Below are 18880 nucleotides of genomic sequence, written 5' to 3' on the forward strand. Positions count from 1 at the left end.
CCCGGGACCGGTTCTCGAGGAAGACTGGTCCCCATGATCGAACTGAGGGGCCTGACCAAACACTATGGCCAGACCGTCGCGGTGCAGGATCTGTCGTTCTCGGTCCGCCCGGGCCAGGTGACCGGCTTTCTGGGCCCGAACGGTGCCGGCAAATCGACCACCATGCGCATGATTCTCGGGCTGGACCAGCCGACTTCGGGTACCGCGCTGATCGACGGCAAGCCGTACCGCGAACTGGCGAATCCGCTCACCAAGGTGGGCGCCCTGCTGGATGCCAAGTGGGTGCATCCGAATCGTTCGGCTCGTTCCCATCTGCGCTGGATGGCGGCCTCGAACAACCTCCCCGGCAACCGGGTCGAGGAAGTCCTGCGCCTGGTCGGTCTGTCGGAGGTCGCGGGCAAGAAGGCGGGCGGTTTCTCGCTCGGCATGTCCCAGCGGCTCGGCCTGGCCGGCGCGCTGCTCGGCGATCCGCAGGTGCTGTTGTTCGACGAGCCGGTGAACGGCCTGGATCCCGAGGGCATTCTGTGGATCCGCCGTTTCATGCAGCGGCTGGCGTCCGAGGGCCGCACCGTACTGGTGTCGAGCCATCTGCTGGCCGAGATGGCGCAGACCGCGGACCATCTCATCGTGATCGGCCAGGGTCGCCTGATCGCCGACACGCCCACCAAGGATTTCATCGAGAAGTCGTCGGAAGCGTCTGTGCGCGTGCGCAGCCCGCAGCTGGATCAATTGCGCAGCTTGCTCACCTCGAACGGTATGACGGTGCGCGAGGACGGCGACGGCCCGGCGCTGATCGTGGTCGGCGTGAGCAGCGACGCGGTCGGAAAGCTGGCCGGCGCCAACGACATCACGCTCTTCGAGCTGTCCCCGCAGCGGGCCTCGCTGGAGGAAGCGTTCATGAGCATGACGGGCGGCGCGGTCCAGTACCACGCCGCGGGCTTCGAACAGGTGATGGGAGGTGCGCTCTGATGGGAGTGCTTGCCGCGGAACGTATCAAGCTCACCTCGACCCGTTCGCCCTGGTGGTGTTCGGTGCTGATCGCCGTCTGGGCGCTGCTGCTGGCGGTGGGTTTCGCCTTCCTGCTCAACTTCGAGATGAGCGAGTACAACAAGCAGGTCGCCAGCGGGAACGTGACCATGTCGGAGCCGCCGAGCGCCGACAATGCCGTCGCCGGACTGGGTTTCATCGGTGTGCCGCCGTTCATCCCGGGTTTCGGCTACATCCTCGTCATGATCGTGGCGGCGCTGGCGGTGACCAGCGAATACCGTTTCGGCACCATCAAGGCCAGCTTCCTGGCGGTCCCGAATCGCTCGGCGGTGCTGGCGGCCAAGGCCGGTTTCATCGCGGTGGTGATGGCGGTGTTCTCGGCGGTGCTGACCTTCCTGAGCTTCTTCATCCTGAAGGGCCTGACCAAGTCCGATGTGGGTGCGGGTCTGAGCCTCAGCGGCGACCTGCGCGTCTTCTACGGCGTGCCGATCTTCATCGCGCTGGTGGTGTTCCTGTCGGTAGGCTTGGGCGCGTTGTTGCGCCAGTCGGCGGCGGCACTGTCGCTGCTGATCGTCTGGCCGACTCTGATCGAGCCGATCGTGAGCGTGTTCGGCAAGGTGGGCAGCAATATCCGGGTGTTCCTGCCCTTCCAGAACGCTTCCCGTTTCCTCGGTCTCTCGGCCGATGAGAACGCACCCTGGCATTGGGGCCAGTGGGGCTCGCTCGTCTACTTCACGGCCTTCGTCGTGATCGTGTTCGCCGCCGCGCTGTACGTGACCAACCAGCGCGACGCCTAGACCCTGCCCGGGGAGCTGCCGGCCACTGCCCGGCCGGTAGCGCCATCGGCCCGATACGGACCTCCGTATCGGGCCGATGTCTTTTTTCCGTGGCCTGCCTTTACCCGGTCGCGGCCGGGATTCCAGGTACGTTGGCCGGGAGAACCCTGTGCGGAAGAAGAACGCTGTGTGAAAACTGTCGCTTCCATCCGGAAGGGCCTAGCCGCCGAACTGAACCGTCGGTAGCATCGCCTCAGCAACCAAAGCACTCAAACATCGGCGGGCTCAACGTTGTGGCCGCTCGCACCGATCGGGAGGTGTCAGGTGGCAATCATTCATCCATCCGAGGATCAAGGCCTGAGATACGCTCTGGGCGTGAGCGAACGACCCTCCGACGGCGGAGACCGCGCGTCCGACGCGAACCGCACCGAAGGTTTGGGCACCGATCGCAACCGGTCGAAGGACGCGACCGGTCCGCGCCCGCAGCAGCCGCGTCCGATCGACCCGGACGTGGTCATTCCGCTGGTTCCGGCGGATCTCGACGAGAACGAGGCCAATCGGCGCCGCGGCCGCTTCCCCGGTCAGCTCTCTTCCCTGATGGCGGCCGCGAATCAGCGTGGCGATCTGATCGGCGCCATCCGCAAGGCCCGCGAGAACCTGCCCGGCGACCCGGCTTTCGGCGATCCGCTCTCGGTCTCCGGTCCCGGCAGCGCCCGCGCCGTGGCCCGTGCCGCGGACAAGCTGGTCGGCGATACGCCCAGCGCGGCAAAGGAATTGGGCCTGGGTGCGCTCCAGGTCTGGCAGGCCATGCTGGAACGCGTCGGCCGGGGCCGCGGCACCCAGGAGATCACCATCATGTTCACCGACCTGGTGGCCTTCTCCAGCTGGTCCCTCGCCGCCGGTGACGAGGCGACCCTGGAACTGCTGCGCCGCGTGGCCAAGGCCATCGAACCGCCCATCGTGGACCGTGGCGGCTCCGTGGTGAAGCGCATGGGCGACGGGGTGATGGCGGTCTTCCCGTCCGCCGATCGGGCCGTACGGGCAGCCGTGGCGGCCAAGGAGAACCTGTCGGGCGTCAGCATCGACGGTTACCGCCCCCAGATGCGCATGGGCCTGCACACCGGTTCCCCCCGCGAGATCGGCGGCGACTGGCTCGGCGTGGACGTCACCATCGCGGCCCGCGTCATGGAAGCCGGCGGCAACGGCAACACCATGCTCTCCGCCGCCACCCTCGATTCCCTCGAACCGGAAACCCTCGAAGAACTCGGCTTCGGCGTAAAGCCCTACCGCCGCAGCTTCTTCGCGGCCCCCCTGAGCGGGGTCCCGGAGGATCTGCGAATCTTCCGTCTCGACGCCGAGTAACGGCTCACATCCAGAGGAAAGCCCCGGCCACTGCGAGCGCCCCCGCGAGGGCGAGCGCCACGGCCAGGGGCTTGGCTGTCTTCCAGGTCGTGTAGGCCCCGCCGAGCAGGAATCCGGCGAGGGCCAGCAGCAGCACGAAGATCACGCTCGAGGACATCGCTCAAGTTTGCAGGAAGCGTGCCGGATCGCCGTACACCGGCTCTGACCTGCACCTCCCGAAATTAACAAGCACGCAGGCTTGATTTTTTCTGCCCTCGATGTGACCCTTGATCCGACCGCGGCGGAGAGGCCGCGCCCCGGACTCGGGTGCACAGGGAGGCCCAGTATGAGTCAGCTCGCCGAAAATCCGGAGCTACTTCGGATCGGCAACTGTTCCGGCTTCTACGGTGATCGGCTGAGCGCCATGCGCGAGATGCTCGAAGGCGGGGACCTGGACGTTCTCACCGGCGACTATCTGGCCGAGCTCACCATGCTGATCCTGGGCCGGGATCGCATGAAGGACGCGAACCTCGGCTACGCCAAGACCTTCGTGAAGCAGCTGGAGGGCAGCCTCGGCCTGGCGCTGGAATCCGGCGTGAAGATCGTCGCGAACGCGGGCGGCCTGAACCCCGCCGGGCTGGCGCAGCGCGTGCGCGAGGTCGCCGAAAAGCTCGGTCTCGCACCGAAGATCGCCCACGTCACCGGCGACGACCTGCTGCCGCGCGCCGCCGAACTCGGCCTCGGCACGCCGCTCACCGCCAACGCCTACCTGGGCGCGTGGGGTATCGCGGAATGCCTGAACGCGGGCGCGGATATCGTCGTCACCGGCCGCGTCACCGACGCCTCGCTGGTGGTCGGCCCCGCCGCCGCCCATTTCGGCTGGAGCCGTACGGATTACGACGCGCTCGCCGGAGCCGTGGTCGCGGGCCACGTCATCGAGTGCAGCACCCAGGCCACCGGCGGCAATTTCGCCTTCTTCACCGAGATCAAGGATCTGGGCCGCCCGGGCTTCCCGATCGCCGAGGTCCGCCGCGACGGTTCCACCGTCATCACCAAGCACTCGGGCACCGGCGGCGCGGTCACCGTGGACACGGTGAAAGCCCAGCTCATGTATGAGATCCAGTCCCCGCGCTACGCCGGACCGGATGTCACCACCCGCCTGGACAGCATTCGCGTCAGCCAGGAGGGCGAGGACCGGGTGCTGATCAGCGGCGTGCTGGGCGAAGCGCCCCCGCCACAGACCAAGGTGTCGATGAACACCATCGGCGGCTTCCGCAACGAGATGGAGTTCATTCTCACCGGTCTCGACATCGAGGCGAAAGCCGAACTGGCGCAACGCCAGCTGGAGTCCTGGCTGCCGGTGCGCCCCGCCGAGCTGGAGTGGACCCTGGCCCGCCTGGACCGCCCGGACGCCGAGACCGAGGAGCAGGCCAGCGCCCTGCTGCGCTGCGTGGTCCGCGATCCCGATCCGAACAAGGTCGGCCGCGCCTTCTCCAGTGTGGCGGTGGAATTGGCGCTCGCGAGCTACGCGGGCTTCTCGCTGACGGCCCCGCCCGGAAACGGTGGCCCGTACGGCGTGTTCAAGCCCGGTTACGTCGATGCGAAGGAAGTTCCGCACACGGCCGTGCTGCCGGACGGCACCGAGGTCGCCATCGCACCGGCCGCCGAGACCCTGACCTTGGCGGATGTCGCGGAACCGATTCCGCCGCAGCCGCTTCCGGCCGGTGAGACCAAGCGCGTCCCGCTGGGCACGATCGCGTTGGCGAGGTCCGGTGACAAGGGCGGTAACGCGAATATCGGCGTCTGGGTGCGCACCGATGCCGAATGGCAGTGGCTGGTCAACGCTTTGACCGTCGACGAACTGCGCCTGCTGCTCCCGGAAACGGCGAAATTGCCCGTCACCCGGCATGTGCTGCCGAACCTGCGGGCGCTCAATTTCATTGTCGAAGGGCTGCTGGGGGAGGGCGTGGCCTACCAGGCGCGCTTCGATCCGCAGGCCAAGGGGCTCGGGGAATGGCTGCGGTCGCGCCACATCGACATTCCCGCGGAGTTGCTGCCGTGAGCGCACGCGACCCCCGAAACCGCCCCGCGCCGGGGCGGTCTCGGGATGACGGGTGGGGCCGCCGCGCTGACGGCTCTTGGGATATCAGCCGTGCGAAATGGAGTGAGACGGCATGACAACCGGATACGCGGATCTGTGGCAGACGCCCGAGCGGCGTGAATTGCGCGCCACCGTACGGGGTTTCGTGGAGCGCGAGGTGCTCCCGAACCTGGACGGCTGGGAGCGCGAGGGCGAGTTGCCGCGTGATCTGCACAAGAAGGCGGGCGCGCTGGGCCTGCTCGGCATCCAGTTCCCGGAGGCTGTCGGCGGTTCCGGCGGCGACGGCATCGACGCCGCGATCGTGTGCGAGGAAATGCATTACGCGGGCGGCTCCGGCGGCCTGTTCGCCTCGCTGTTCACCTGTGGCATCGCGGTCCCGCACATTGTCGCGTCGGGCAATGCCGAGCACATCGAGCGCTGGGTGAAGCCGACGCTGGCGGGCGAGAAGATCGGCTCGCTGGCGATCACCGAGCCCGGTGGCGGCTCCGATGTCGGCCATCTGCGCACCACCGCGGTGCGCGACGGTGACGAGTTCATCGTCAACGGCTCCAAGACCTTCATCACCTCCGGCGTGCGCGCCGACTACGTGGTGACCGCCGTGCGCACGGGCGGCCCGGGTGCGGCGGGCGTTTCGCTGCTGGTAGTGGAGAAGGGCACGCCCGGTTTCACCGTCTCCCGCAAGCTGGAGAAGATGGGCTGGCTGTGCTCCGACACCGCCGAGCTGTCGTATGTCGATGTGCGCGTGCCGGTTTCGAACCTGGTCGGCCCGGAGAATTCCGGATTCGCCCAGATCGCCTCGGCATTCGTGAGCGAGCGCGTCGGCCTCGCCGCGCAGGCGTACGGCCACGCCCAGCGCTGCCTGGACCTCACCCTGCAGTGGGTCCGCGACCGCGAGACCTTCGGTCGCCCGCTGATCTCCCGCCAGGCCGTGCAGAACACCCTCTCGGAGATGGCGCGCCGCATCGATGTGGCCCGCGTCTACACCCACCATGTGGTGGAGCGCGCCGCGCACGGCGAAACCGATCTGATCGCCGAGGTGTGCTTCGCCAAGAACACCGCCGTGGAAACCGCCGAATGGGTCGCCCACCAGGCGGTGCAGCTGTTCGGCGGCCTCGGCTACATGCGTGAGTCCGAGGTCGAGCGCCACTACCGGGATGTGCGCATCCTCGGCATCGGCGGCGGCACCAACGAGATCCTGACCAGCCTCGCGGCCAAGCGATTGGGGTTCCAGTCTTGACCACTCTGCGTAGCACCGTAGACCCGAATTCGGCCGACTATCGGGCGGCCGCCGAAGCCATGACCGCCAAGCTCACCGAGGTCGAGGCCGAGTACGCCAAGAACATCGCGGGCGGCGGTCCGGACAAGATGGCGCGGCATCGCAAGCGCGGCAAGCTGACCGCGCGCGAGCGCATCGAGCTGCTGCTGGACGAGGATTCGCCGTTCCTGGAGCTGGCCCCGCTGGCCGGCTGGGGCAGCGACTTCCACGTGGGCGCCAGCGTCATCGCGGGCATCGGCATCGTCGAGGGCGTCGAATGCATGATCACCGCGCCCGATCCGACCGTGCGCGGCGGCACCTCCAACCCGTGGACGCTGCGCAAGACCCTGCGCATGAACGACATCGCGCTGGAGAACCGCCTGCCGGTGATCGGCCTGGTGGAGTCCGGCGGCGCGGATCTGCCCACGCAGAAGGAGGTGTTCGTCCCCGGCGGGCGCATGTTCCGCGACCTGACCCGGTTGTCGGCGGCCGGAATCCCCACCATCGCACTGGTTTTCGGCAATTCCACCGCGGGCGGCGCGTACATCCCCGGCATGTCGGACTACACGGTCATGATCAAGGACCGCTCCAAGGTGTTCCTGGGCGGCCCGCCGCTGGTCAAGATGGCCACCGGTGAGGAGTCCGACGACGAATCCCTGGGCGGCGCGGAAATGCACGCCCGCACTTCGGGTCTCGCCGACTACCTGGCCGTGGACGAGCAGGACGCGATCCGGCTCGGCCGTAATATCGTCAAGCGCCTGAACTGGCGGAAGGAGGGCCCGGCGGGGCGGCCGCTCGAGGAGATCATCGAGCCGCTCTACGACCAGGAGGAACTGCTCGGCATCGTGCCGACCGACCTCAAGATCCCGTTCGATCCGCGCGAGGTCATCGCCCGCGTGGTGGACGGTTCGGACTTCGACGAGTTCAAGCCGCTGTACGGTTCCAGCCTGGTCACCGGCTGGGCGGAGCTGCACGGCTACCCGGTCGGCATTCTCGCCAACGCCCGCGGCGTGCTGTTCAGCGAGGAAGCGCAGAAGGCCACCCAGTTCATCCAGCTGGCCAACCAGTCGAACACGCCACTGTTGTTCCTGCACAACACCACCGGCTACATGGTCGGCAAGGAGTACGAGCAGAAGGGCATCATCAAGCACGGCGCGCAGATGATCAACGCGGTGTCGAATTCGAAGGTGCCGCACATTTCGCTGCTGATGGGCGCGTCCTACGGTGCCGGTCACTACGGCATGTGCGGTCGCGCCTACGATCCGCGCTTCGTATTCGCCTGGCCCAGCGCCAAATCCGCCGTCATGGGCGGTGCGCAGCTGGCGGGCGTCATCTCCATCGTGGGCCGGGCCGCCAACGAGGCGCGCGGGATTCCGTTCAACGAGGAGCAGGACGCCGGGCTGCGCGCCATGATCGAAGCGCAGATCGAGGCCGAATCGCTGCCCATGTTCATGTCGGGCCGCCTGTACGACGACGGCGTCATCGACCCCCGCGACACCCGCACGGTCTTGGGAATGGCCCTGTCCGCCATTCACAATTCCCCGATCAAGGGCGCCGAGGGCTTCGGCGTCTTCCGGATGTGAGGCCGAAAATGACAGTATCGCAGAGCGATTCCGTGAGGGGCGGCGGTCGGGCGACGGGTGGGCTCACCAATGTTCTGGTCGCCAACCGTGGCGAGATCGCACGGCGGGTGTTCGCGACCTGTCGTCGCATGGGAATCGCGACCACCGCCGTGTACTCGGATGCCGATGCGAACGCCCCGCACGTGGCGGAAGCCGATGCGGCCATTCGCCTTCCGGGCAATACGCCCGGCGAGACCTACCTGCGCGGCGATCTGATCATCGAGGCGGCGCTGGCCGCCGGCGCCGACGCGATCCACCCCGGTTACGGATTCCTCTCCGAGAACGCCGAATTCGCCAAGGCCGTGCAGGAAGCCGGGCTGACCTGGATCGGCCCGCCGGTCGCCGCCATCGAGCAGATGGGCTCCAAGGTCGAGTCCAAGAAGATGATGGACGCGGCGGGCGTGCCCGTGCTCAAGCAGCTGGACCCCGCCGAGGTCACCGCCGACATGCTGCCGGTGCTGATCAAGGCGTCCGCGGGCGGTGGCGGTCGCGGTATGCGCGTGGTGCGCGAACTGGCCGACCTGAACGATCAGATCGAGGCCGCGCAGCGCGAATCCGCTTCCGCCTTCGGTGATCCCACCGTTTTCTGCGAGCGCTACCTGGAGACCGGCCGTCATATCGAGGTGCAGGTCATGGCCGATACCCACGGCACCGTGTGGGCGGTCGGCGAACGCGAGTGCTCGATTCAGCGCCGCCATCAGAAGGTGGTGGAGGAGGCGCCGTCCCCGCTGGTCGAGAAGATCGACGGGATGCGGGCGCGGCTGTTCGAGGCCGCCAAGCTGGCGTCGGAGGCCATCGGCTACGAGGGTGCGGGCACCGTCGAATTCCTGGCCGACGAGAAGGGCGACTTCTTCTTCCTGGAGATGAACACCCGTCTGCAGGTGGAACATCCGGTCACCGAGCAGGTCACCGGCCTGGATCTGGTGCGGTTGCAGTTGCAGGTGGCCGCGGGTCGCCCGCTGCCCGCCAAGCAGCCGGAGATGCGCGGGCATTCCATCGAGGTGCGGTTGTACGCCGAGGATCCGGCGCACGACTGGCAGCCGCAGTCCGGTCCGGTGTACAAGCTCGACATCCCCGGTACCGCGGGCGAATTCACCGTGCTGACCGAACCGGGCGTGCGCCTGGACACCGGCGTGGTGGACGGTTCCGTGGTCGGCGTGCACTACGACCCGATGCTGTCGAAGGTCATCTCGTTCGCCGAAACCCGTGACGAGGCAGCGCATCTGCTGGCTTCGGCGTTGCAGCGCGCGCAGATCCACGGCCTGGTCACCAACCGCGATCTGCTGGTGCGGGTGCTGCGCCATCCCGCGTTCCTGGCGGGCGATACCGACACCGCCTTCTTCGCCACCCACGACCTGGAGAAGCTCTCCGCGCCTTTGGTTTCCGAGGCCGACGAGCAGCTGTTCATCGTGGCCGCCGCGCTCGCCGATGCCGCCGCCAACCGGCGTTCGGCCCGGGTCGGCGGCGGCCTGCCCTCCGGCTGGCGCAATCTGCCGTCGCAGTCCCAGACCAAGTCCTACGACAGCCGCCTGACCGGTAAGCACGAGGTGCGCTACCGCCTCACCCGTGCCGGTCTGGCGGTCGACGGCTTCGAGGGCCTCGAATTGCTCGATGCCACACCGGATTCCGTCACCCTGCTGGTGCCGGGGGAGCGCGGCAAGGTGCGCCGCACCTTCCGCATCGCCCGCTACGGCGATCTGGTGGCCGTCGATTCCCCGCTCGGCCCGGTCGCGGTGCGCCGGCTGCCGCGCTTCGAGGATCCGGCCGATCAGGTGGCCGAGGGCTCGCTGCTGGCGCCCATGCCCGGCGCGGTCATCCGGCTCGGCGCCGAGGCCGGCAGCCGGGTCGAGAAGGGCCAGCCAATCCTGTGGCTGGAGGCCATGAAGATGGAGCACACCATCGCCGCCCCCGCCGCGGGCATCCTCACCGAACTCAATGTGACCGCCGGACAGCAGGTCGAAGTGGGTGCGGTGCTCGCCATCGTGCACACCGACGAATCCGCCGCGGCTTCGAACGACAACCAGGAGTAGGTCATGAGCTTCATCGAAACCGACGAACAGAAGGCGCTGCGGGCCGCCGTCGCGAAGCTCGCCGCCAAATACAACTTCAAGGATTACGCGGGCCCGAAGGCGCGCCGCAACGAGCCGTTCGACGAATTGTGGGACGAGGCGGGCAAACTCGGCTTCCTGGGCGTGAACCTGCCCGAGGAGTACGGCGGCGGTGGCGCGGGCATCTACGAACTCGCGCTGGTGCAGGAAGAACTCGCCGCGCAGGGCTGCGGCCTGCTGCTCATGGTGGTCTCGCCGGCCATCTGCGGCACCATCATCACCAAGTACGGCACCGACGCGCAGAAGCAGCACTGGCTGACCAAGCTGGCCGACGGCAGCGGCAAGATGGTCTTCGGCATCACCGAGCCGGACGCCGGCTCCAACTCGCACAAGATCACCACCACCGCCCGCCGCGACGGCGAGGACTGGATTCTCACCGGGCGCAAGATCTTCATCTCCGGCGTGGATCAGGCCGAGGCGGTGCTCATCGTGGCGCGCACCGAGAACGCCAAGACCGGCAACCTGCAGCCCGCCCTGTTCATCGTCCCCACCGATGCTCCCGGCTTCGTGAAGACGAAGCAGGAGATGGACATCATCGAACCGGACAATCAGTACACGCTGTTCCTCGATGACGTGCGCCTGCCCGCCACCGCCCTGGTCGGCCAGGAGGACGCCGCCATAGCGCAGCTGTTCGCGGGGCTGAACCCGGAGCGCATCATGGGTGCGGCCATGGCGGTCGGCATGGGCCGCTACGCCATCGATCGCGCCGTGCAGTACGCCAAGGAGCGCGCGGTGTGGAAGGGCGTGCCGATCGGTGCGCACCAGGGCATTTCGCATCCGCTGGCCCAGGTGAAGATCGAGCTGGAACTCGCCAAGGTGATGATGCAGAAGGCCGCGTTCCTCTACGACAGCGGTGATGACTTCGGCGCCGCCGAGGCCGCCAATATGGCGAAATACGCGGCGGCGGAAGCCAGTATCAAGGCCCTGGACCAGGCGATCCAGACCCACGGCGGTTCCGGCCTCACCTCCGATGTGGGCCTGGCGGGCATGCTCGCCGCCTCCCGCATCGCCCGGGTGGCTCCGGTATCGCGCGAGATGATCCTGAACTTCGTCGCCCAGCATTCGCTGGGCCTGCCCCGCTCCTACTGATTCCACTCTCCCGCAGGAGTATTCGATGAGTGACGCCACCACCGACGCCCCGTTCGTGCGCTACGAGGTCGAGAACGGTTTCGCCGTACTGACTTTCGATTCGCCGCACAATCGCAACGCCCTGTCCTCCCGCCTGGTCACCGAACTGCTCGACGGCCTGGCCCGGGCGGCGGCCGACGACGCGGTGCGCGGGGTGGTGCTCACCCACACCGGCAATACCTTCTGCGCGGGCGCGGACCTCAAGGAGGCGGTGGACGCCGACCCGGCCGCCGCGGCCGATATCCGCACCCGCTGGATGATCTCCGTACTGCGGGACATTCTCGCCATGCCCAAGCCTGTGGTGGCGCGGGTCGACGGGAATGTGCGGGCGGGCGGCATGGGCATCATCGCCGCATGTGATCTCGTCGTGGCCGGCCACGGCAGCAGTTTCGCGTTGACCGAGGTCCGGATCGGCCTGGCCCCGTTCATGATCTCGCTGACCCTGCTGCCGCGCATGACCGGCCGCGCGGCCGCCCGCTACTTCCAGACCGGCGAGACCTTCGACGCCGCCGAAGCCGAACGCATCGGTCTCATCACCGTCGCCGCCGACGATCCGGTCGCCGAGACCGCCCGCCTGTGCGGTGAACTGCGCAAGGGCGCGCCGCAGGGCCTGGCCGAGGCCAAGCAGCTCGTCAATGCCGACCTCCTCGCCGCGTTCGACCGTTCCGCCGAGGACCTGGCCAAACGCTCCGCGAGCTTCTTCGGCACCCCCGAGGTCATCGAGGGCATCACGGCCTTCATGCAGCGCCGCCCGCCCAGCTGGGCAGAATAGGCAACCATGGCGACACCCCACGAACCCAAGCAGGACCGCAGCCGGGCCACCCGGCAGCGGCTGCTGGAGGCGACCATCGACTGCCTGGCCGAGAACGGCTGGGCGGCCGCCACGGTGGCCGTCGTCGCCGAACGCGCCGGGGTGTCGCGAGGCGCGGCCCAGCATCACTTCCCCACCCGCGAGGACCTGATCACCGCCGCCCTCGAGTACATGTTCGAAACCCGCATGGTCCAGGCCATGACCGAGGCGCAGTCCCTCGACCAGATCGCCGAAGGCGTCGGCCGCACCGAAGCCGTCGTCTCCTCCCTGGTCGAGGGGTACACCACGCCCTTCTTCAAAGCCGCCCTCCAGGTCTGGACCCACGCCTCCGCCGACCCGGTCCTGCGTGAGCGAATCGTCCCCCTGGAAGCCCACTTCGGCCGCACCCAGCACCGCCTGGCCGTCGAAGCCCTGGGCGTGGACGACAAGGACCCGGTGGCGCACCACCTGGTCCAAGCCACCCTCGACATGGCCCGCGGCCTCGGCCTCGCCGACGTCCTCACCGACGATTCCCTGCGCCGCAAGGACATCGTCCAGCAGTGGGCCGCCACCCTGCACACGGCGTTGAACGCACCGCGCTGAATCAGCTGTGCGGCAGCTTCGGCCACGCGGTCGCGGCCAGCGCTTTCGCCGTATCGCACGCGCCGACCCCCTGGTAGACGATCAGTGCGATCTGCTCGGTGAACCGCGAAGTGTCGTCGCCGGCCTTGTATTCGTAATGGGCGCCCAGCCACGGATCCCAGCTCCGGCCGGTGAGCGTCAGCTCGCACCGCCCGGCGTGATCGTCGTCCACGACCGTCTTGCGCCCCGCGATGGTCTCGGTGCCCCCGGTCGCCCCGGGTTTCGATCGCGGCGTCAATCCGGCATGCAGATCGATCCGGGTGCCCTCCGCCTCCCACTGGCAGTGATAGGCGATCGAATCGGCCGCGGCCCGGGCGGTCCGCGCACCCGTCGCGGCCCGCAGCTCGCCTTCGTTCAACAGCGCGCACAGATCCCGCCCGCCCACCGAATCGGACGGGTAGATCAACCGCTTCGCGGTATTCCCGGTGAACGCCGCTACCGCCGCATCGGTGACGATATCCCTTACCTTGCACAGGGTTTCGTCGGAGCCCTGCGCCGTCGAGGTCACCTCCACGCTCACGCCGACCCCGTCGGGCCGCAAGATGAGCTGCACACAATCTCCCGCCCCGCCCAGCTCCGTATCGGCGACCCGCACCGGCCCGCGCTGGACCATCGGGATATCCGCGGTGCGGGCCAGGAACTCCGCCGGAAACCGCGCGATATCGATCTTCGCCGTCACAGTGGACCGCGCCCCACCCGGCAGCCCCAATTTCACGGTGCACCCGGAGAAGCTGTCAGGTTCGATCCCGATCGCGAACTCCCCGCCCGAATCCTGCTCCGCGACCCCGGTGAACATCGAAGGCTCCACGAACGAACACGGATCGATAGCCGCCGGCTCATCGAACCCACCCGCCACCCCACTACCGGAAGTACCTGCGGCAGTACCGGTCTGCTCCGAACCCCACGTACCGACCAGCACCGCCGTCCCCACCGCCACGACGAGTGCCCCGACCGCCCCCAGAATCAGAACGGCCTTCCGCCTCGAAAGCCGCCCTCCGGCAGCCTTCCGGATACTCGCCGTCCCCGACTCAGGCTGTGGCGTAACGCTTTCCGTCCCGAGCGGTGAGAACGGCATTCCCTCGGAATAGGCGGGCGGCCCGATCTGGATCGCGTACTTGGGCTCGGCATCGGCCCGCGCCCACGGCGACTGCCCGGAACCTGATCCGGTGCCTTCCTCTGGCTCGGTCATTGCGGCGACCCCCGTGGCAACGCGAATTAATCACTCAATCTTAGGAATTCGCCCGCCCCGGCGCGTGCCGCAAGAAATGGTGTCACCGCTCCGGGGATCGAGCCGTCGGCAGTGTCGGCCAGGTGATCCGGTGTCGAGGCGCTAGCTGCTGGGCAGGTGCTGCCAGAACATGACGGCGGTGGTCTGGGCCATATTGCAGGCGTCGTCGGCTGACCCGCCGGGTGCGAGCCGGACCTGGACGGTGGCTCGTTCGGTGAAGTTGGAGGCGGCGTCGTCAGCGTCGGCGGCGTAGTTGAAATGGCTGCCCTGCCACGGTTGCCAGGTGCGGCCGTAGGTGGTGACGATGCAGGTTGGGGTGGTGGTGCCGTCGAAGGTGCGGACGACATCGGATTGGCGGCCGACCAGGGGGGTGACAGTTCCGTGAACGGCGACCGCTGAGGTTCGAACCAGGTCGGTGGCGGCCGTCGTGGTGGATTCGCCCGCGGTCCAGGTACAGCGGTTCATGCCGGATCGGGGCTTCCGGGTGCGGACGGAGTCGGGGGTGGGGGTGGCGATTTCGGAGTCGAGGAGGCGGCCGCAGAGGTCCTTGCCGCCGAGGGAATTCGGCGGGTAGTCGATGGTGGCGCCGCCGCCTTCGGTCAGTGCGCGGCCCACCATGGTGGCGACGGCGGTGCGCAGTTCGCAGAGTGTCTTCCGGTCACCGGGGCCTTTGACGGCGAAGGCGGTAATCGAAAGGCGAACGGCAACCCCGTCTTCGCGCGCGATCAGCTGATGGCAGTACTGCGGAGCGGAATCAGGTTGATCGTAGGTGCGGACCGTGGTCTTGCCGGTCGTGAGCACGCCTGGTGTCGCAGCGAGGTCGGCGGCTGTGGCCTGGAGGGATTGCAGGGCCACGATGACGGTCTGGCCGGGCGTGGTGACGGGGGAGTCCGGCAATTCGACCGCACAGGCGTCGAATCCGTCTGGCTCTATGCGTATCGCCCGCCCGCTGGACGTGGTGGCCGTATATTTCCCGAGCGCCGCCGGATCGACGTACGAGCAGGGGTCCAGCCGCCGCAGATCCGCGAAGCCGCCCCGGTTGCTCATCCCTGCGGCTTCAGCGGGTTCGCTGTGGCGGACGGTGATGAGAATCGCCGCCCCGGTTGCCACGGTCAAGGCCGCGACCAATCCGAGAATCAGCCGCCATCGGCGATCTCGCGGCTGCTGCGAGGTGTGGATCAAGACGGTGAACCCCCATTGGATCGGTGACGACACACTGATCGTAGGAATTCGCTGGTTCGATCAGAAACCGAAAGCTTCTGCCAGTTCTATGGATTGGTCGTCCCAGCAGCGTTCTATGTGCTCGCGCTCGTGGTCGGGGAGGTCCGGTCGCCAGCCGACGGTGCGCCAGAAGGCTTCTCGGTGTTCGTCGCTGAGTGGCATGGGTGGGGTCATGGTGACTGCCTGAGACTCGCTGGTCCGATGCTTGTTTCAGGGTAGGACGGGACCATCCGGTGGAAGCGGGGTTCCACCGGATGGTCTTGGTGTTTCAGGAGAGTGGGGTGGTCAGGTCGTAGAGGGTGACGCCGTCCACCTCCTGGGCGGTGAAGTGTTCCTTGACCCAGGTGGTGATTTGGCCGCTGGTGCCGGTGCTGGAGCGGCCGAAGCCGCCCATGCCGTCGCCTTCGCTGTTCGAGCTGCCGGTGATGAAGTAGTGGATCTTCTTGTCCGCCACGTATTGCTGGAATTGGGCGAGGGTGGGCGACGGGTCGCTGCCGTTGAAGCCGCCGATGGGCATTACGGGCAGTTGGGTCGCCAGCTGGAAGCCGGCCGCGCTGTTTGAGCTGACGGTGGCGGCGACCCAGGTGTATTCGGTGCCGCCGTCCCGCAGCAGCGCGGTCACCTGGTCGCTGGGTTTGCTCGCGCCCATGACGCCGCCGACCGGGCCGCCGCCCATCATCGCGCCGCCGGGCTTGCCGCCGGTCGAACTGTCGCCGATTCCGTTGCCGCCGTTCTGGTTGCTTCCGTTCGTGGGACCGCCGCCGGGGCGTGCGCCGCCATTGCGACCGTCGGTGGTGTCACCGCCCGGCCACCGTCCGCCGCCCGGGCCGAACCCGTGTCCGACGCTGGGACCGGCACTGGGGATCGGGCCCTCGTGACTCGCGGTGAGGGTTTGGCCGACGTAGGCCACCGGCCCGGCGAGCCCGACGAACACCGCCGTGCAGGCTGCCGCGACGGCGGCCTTGCGGGGGAGTTTCACCAGTAGGGCGACGGTGCCGAGGATGCCCGCCGCCAGCACCGTCCAGCGCAGCCACGGCAGGTAGGAGCTGCTGCGGGACAACAGCATCCACGCGGTCGCGGTGGTGGCAGCGAGCGCCGCCGCGAGGGCGAGGCGGACCCAGGCGCGATCGCGTTCACGCCACAGCAGGACCGCGCCCGTCGCGGCGACCACGGCGATCGCCGGTGCGAGGGCGACGGTGTAGTACTGGTGGAAGATCCCCTTCATGAACGAGAACACCAGGCCGGTGACGACCAGCCACCCGCCCCAGAGGATGAAGGAGGCGCGGCGCGCGTCGGTGCGAGGGGCCTTGCCGCGCAACAGGAGTGCGGCGGCGAGCAGGATCAGCGCCGCCGGGATCAACCAGGCGATCTGACCACCCTGGGCGGGTTCGAACAGGCGCGTGATGCCGGTGCTGCCCCACATGCCGTTGCCGCCGGTGGGCATATCGCCGCCAGGTCCGACGCTGCCGTGTTCTTCACCGTTGAGCCGTCCCAGCCCGTTGTAGCCGAGGGTCAGTTCGATGATCGAATTGTTCTGTGAGCCACCGAAATACGGTCGATCGGACACCGGCCAAAGCTCGGCGATGAGTACCCACCAGCCCGCGCCGACGATCATCGCCCCACCCGCTGCGAACAATTGCGCGATGCGCTTGCCCAGCTTCGGCGGCCCGGCGATCAAATAGGTCGACGCCAGCGCCGGCACCACCAGCAGCACCTGCAATTGCTTTGCCAGGAACCCCAATCCGATGAACAACCCCGTGAGCACCAGCCACCGCCAGCGCCCGTCCGCCACGGCCCGCGTCATCGCCCAGGCCGCCGCGATCATCAGGAACACCAGCATGGCGTCGGGATTGTTGAACCGGAACATCAGCGCCGCAACGGGTGTCACGGCCAGCACGAGCCCGGCGAGCAGTCCGGCGGCCGCGCCGAAGTTGCGCCGCACGGTGGCCCACAGCAGCGCGACGGACGCCACCCCCAACAGCACCTGCGGCAGCAGCATCGCCCACGAGGACAACCCGAACACCCGGACCGACAGCTCCATCGGCCACAGCGACAGCGGCGTCTTGTCCACGGTGATGGAATTGGCCGCATCGGAGGAGCCGAAGAAGAACGCCTTCCACGACACCGAACCGGCTTGCACCGCAGCGGAATAGAACGAGTTGGCCCACCCGTTGGCGGACAGGTTCCACAGGTAGGCGACGGTGGTCGCGACGAGCAGCGCCGCCAGCGCGGGCAGCTCCCAGCGCGGCCGGCCCCTCATGCCGGTCGCGTCGGTAGCGGCGGGTGGCGAGGTCTGCGGCGGTTCGGTCAATGTCGCGGTCATTCCGCCGCTCCTTCCGCGGCGGCGGGCACATTCCGGACTTCCGGCGCTCCGGCCTGCCGGAATACCCAGCGCAGGCCGACGAATCGCAGCAGGGTCGCGAGTAGGTTCGCGACCACCAGGAACAGCAGTTCCAGATGCACCTCGGCCTCCGGAGCCCAGTGATGCAGCACGAACAGCGATCCACTGGTGAGCGCCAGCCCGACCCCGAAGATCACCAATCCTTGGAAGTGATGCGAGACGGCCCGCGTGGACCCGCGCACCCCGAAGGTGAACGCCCGGTTGGCCGCGGTATTGCCGATGGCGGTGATCAGCAGGGCCAGGAAGTTGGCGGCCTGGGCGCCCGTAATCCCTTGCAGCGCAACATAGAGCGCCAGATAGGCGAGCGTGGAAACAACGCCGACGATCCCGAATCGCACCAGCTGCCCGACCATCCCGAGCGGTACGCCTTCCACCAGCGGCTCCCGCCCGATCGCGGCCCGCAGTTCATTGATCGGCAATCGCCCGGAAGCCAGCGCCCGCCCCACCCGCCAGATCCCGCGCAGATCCTTGCGCGCGGTATCGACGATATCCACCCGGCTGTCCGGATCGTCGATCCAATCCACCGGCACTTCGTGAATCCGCAACCCGATCCGCTCGGCCAGCACCAGCAGCTCGGTGTCGAAGAACCATTCCCCGTCCTCGACCAGCGGCAGCACCAGTTTCGCGACCGGCCCGCGCATGGCCTTGAACCCGCACTGCGCGTCCGTGAATCGCGCCTGCAACGAGGTCCGCAAGATCAGGTTGTAGCACCGCGAGATGATCTCCCGCTTCGGCCCGCGCACCACCCGCGCCGACGACGCCAGCCGCGTCCCGATGGCGAGATCCGAATGCCCCGAAACCAGCGGCGCCACCAACGGCAGCAACGCGTTCAGATCCGTCGACAGATCCACGTCCATGTACGCCACGACCTGCGCATCCGACCGCTGCCACACTTCCCGCAACGCCCGCCCGCGCCCCTTGCGATCCAGGTGCACCACCTGCACCCCGTCCAGCTCGCCCGCGAGGATCCGCGCCACCGCGAGTGTGTCATCGGTGGATGCGTTGTCCGCCACCGTGATTCGCGCCGAGAACGGAAAACTCGTACTCAGGAACGCGTGCAATCTCCGCACGCACGGCCCCAGATCCTGTTCCTCGTTGTAGACCGGCACCACAATATCCACAATGGGCGCGGTCACTGCCTCCGCTGATTCCGCCGCCCCCACGGCGATCGCTGTATCGATCATGGTGTCCAACTTCGACGACCACGCTCCAGCCGACCTGGACCTTCCCTGGGAGGTTACTGGGAGGCGTTCACGCCGACGCCCGTTCCGGCGATTGCG

15 protein-coding genes are annotated in these 18880 nt (G+C 67.9%); 10 read left to right on the plus strand and 5 right to left on the minus strand.

Annotated elements, in window-relative coordinates:
* Positions 1–33 precede the first annotated feature (33 nt).
* The 3 genes from LTV02_RS33430 (at position 34) to LTV02_RS33440 (ending at position 3125) form a co-directional block, all read left to right on the plus strand.
* Positions 34–969, plus strand: a complete 936-nt coding sequence (locus tag LTV02_RS33430) for an ABC transporter ATP-binding protein (protein ID WP_067721230.1) — start codon at positions 34–36, stop codon at positions 967–969.
* Entirely contained in the window at positions 969–1784 is an 816-nt protein-coding gene (locus LTV02_RS33435) for an ABC transporter permease (protein ID WP_233035614.1), read from the plus strand. The genes LTV02_RS33430 and LTV02_RS33435 overlap by 1 nt, the downstream gene beginning before the upstream one ends.
* Before the next feature lie 576 nt (positions 1785–2360).
* Positions 2361–3125 carry an adenylate/guanylate cyclase domain-containing protein gene (locus tag LTV02_RS33440; protein ID WP_233041808.1) on the plus strand — a complete coding sequence of 255 codons (765 nt, stop codon included), beginning with the start codon at positions 2361–2363 and terminating at the stop codon, positions 3123–3125.
* A gap of 4 nt (positions 3126–3129) precedes the next feature.
* Here LTV02_RS33440 and LTV02_RS33445 read toward each other — a convergent pair whose 3' ends face one another.
* The gene (locus LTV02_RS33445) at positions 3130–3282 is read right to left on the minus strand and encodes a hypothetical protein (protein WP_169815439.1); all 153 of its coding nucleotides are present in this window, start codon (positions 3280–3282) and stop codon (positions 3130–3132) included.
* A 168-nt stretch (positions 3283–3450) separates the two neighbouring features.
* Between LTV02_RS33445 and LTV02_RS33450 the strand changes: the two genes are divergently transcribed.
* The 7 genes from LTV02_RS33450 (at position 3451) to LTV02_RS33480 (ending at position 12711) form a co-directional block, all read left to right on the plus strand.
* Positions 3451–5166, plus strand: coding sequence for an acyclic terpene utilization AtuA family protein (locus LTV02_RS33450; RefSeq protein WP_233035615.1), 1716 nt, complete (start codon positions 3451–3453; stop codon positions 5164–5166).
* 112 nt (positions 5167–5278) lie between these two features.
* The gene (locus LTV02_RS33455) at positions 5279–6442 is read left to right on the plus strand and encodes an acyl-CoA dehydrogenase family protein (protein WP_233035616.1); all 1164 of its coding nucleotides are present in this window, start codon (positions 5279–5281) and stop codon (positions 6440–6442) included.
* Positions 6439–8043 (plus strand): acyl-CoA carboxylase subunit beta, encoded by a 1605-nt coding sequence (locus tag LTV02_RS33460; protein WP_233035617.1) that lies wholly within the window; start codon positions 6439–6441, stop codon positions 8041–8043. Before LTV02_RS33455 ends, LTV02_RS33460 begins: the two co-directional genes overlap by 4 nt.
* An 8-nt stretch (positions 8044–8051) precedes the next feature.
* Complete coding sequence (locus LTV02_RS33465; protein WP_233035618.1) at positions 8052–10112, plus strand: acetyl/propionyl/methylcrotonyl-CoA carboxylase subunit alpha; 2061 nt, start codon at positions 8052–8054, stop codon at positions 10110–10112.
* 3 nt (positions 10113–10115) lie between these two features.
* Positions 10116–11279 (plus strand): acyl-CoA dehydrogenase family protein, encoded by a 1164-nt coding sequence (locus LTV02_RS33470; RefSeq protein WP_233035619.1) that lies wholly within the window; start codon positions 10116–10118, stop codon positions 11277–11279.
* Between the two features lie 25 nt (positions 11280–11304).
* A complete protein-coding gene (locus LTV02_RS33475) occupies positions 11305–12090 on the plus strand; it encodes an enoyl-CoA hydratase family protein (protein WP_233035620.1) in 786 nt (261 codons plus the stop codon).
* A gap of 6 nt (positions 12091–12096) precedes the next feature.
* The gene (locus LTV02_RS33480; protein ID WP_067721236.1) at positions 12097–12711 is read left to right on the plus strand and encodes a TetR/AcrR family transcriptional regulator; all 615 of its coding nucleotides are present in this window, start codon (positions 12097–12099) and stop codon (positions 12709–12711) included.
* 1 nt (position 12712) lies between these two features.
* Here LTV02_RS33480 and LTV02_RS33485 read toward each other — a convergent pair whose 3' ends face one another.
* From LTV02_RS33485 to LTV02_RS33500, 4 genes are all read right to left on the minus strand, one after another.
* Positions 12713–13546 (minus strand): hypothetical protein, encoded by an 834-nt coding sequence (locus tag LTV02_RS33485; RefSeq protein ID WP_233035621.1) that lies wholly within the window; start codon positions 13544–13546, stop codon positions 12713–12715.
* Between the two features lie 534 nt (positions 13547–14080).
* Complete coding sequence (locus LTV02_RS33490; RefSeq protein WP_233035622.1) at positions 14081–15193, minus strand: hypothetical protein; 1113 nt, start codon at positions 15191–15193, stop codon at positions 14081–14083.
* Between the two features lie 274 nt (positions 15194–15467).
* A complete protein-coding gene (locus LTV02_RS33495; RefSeq protein WP_233035623.1) occupies positions 15468–17522 on the minus strand; it encodes a glycosyltransferase family 39 protein in 2055 nt (684 codons plus the stop codon).
* Positions 17519–18784: a bifunctional glycosyltransferase family 2/GtrA family protein gene (locus LTV02_RS33500; RefSeq protein ID WP_233035624.1), complete on the minus strand. Its 1266-nt coding sequence runs from the start codon at positions 18782–18784 to the stop codon at positions 17519–17521. The genes LTV02_RS33495 and LTV02_RS33500 overlap by 4 nt, the downstream gene beginning before the upstream one ends.
* Positions 18785–18880: the final 96 nt, after the last annotated feature.

Source organism: Nocardia yamanashiensis (genome assembly GCF_021183565.1).
GTDB lineage: Bacteria > Actinomycetota > Actinomycetes > Mycobacteriales > Mycobacteriaceae > Nocardia > Nocardia yamanashiensis.